Below are 248 nucleotides of genomic sequence, written 5' to 3' on the forward strand. Positions count from 1 at the left end.
GATCATCGGCTCCGAATTCGAGGTCGGCCTCCAGGCAGTAACCGAGGTGGCCGGCCGCCCCGCCGTCATCCCCACCATCACCGGCCGCGGCTTCACGTTCGGCCTGACCCAGGTAGCCCTCGACCCCTTTGACCCGCATCCGAACGGTTTTGCGCTGACGGACGTCTGGGGGCCATCGGCTAGGGAGATTTGATCGTTCAGGGTTGATGCCGGAAAGTGCGAGCGGTTTCCCGGACGGTTGGCGCGGC

The 248-nt window shown here is 66.1% G+C and carries 1 protein-coding gene; it reads left to right on the forward strand.

The annotated features are described in order from the left end of the window. On the forward strand, nucleotides 1–193 hold a 193-nt coding region (locus tag EOD29_RS33945), incomplete at its 5' end, for a proline racemase family protein (RefSeq protein ID WP_206520605.1). Nucleotides 194–248: the final 55 nt, after the last annotated feature.

Origin of the sequence: Mesorhizobium sp. M1A.T.Ca.IN.004.03.1.1 (assembly GCF_003997555.1) — a bacterium.
GTDB lineage: Bacteria > Pseudomonadota > Alphaproteobacteria > Rhizobiales > Rhizobiaceae > Mesorhizobium.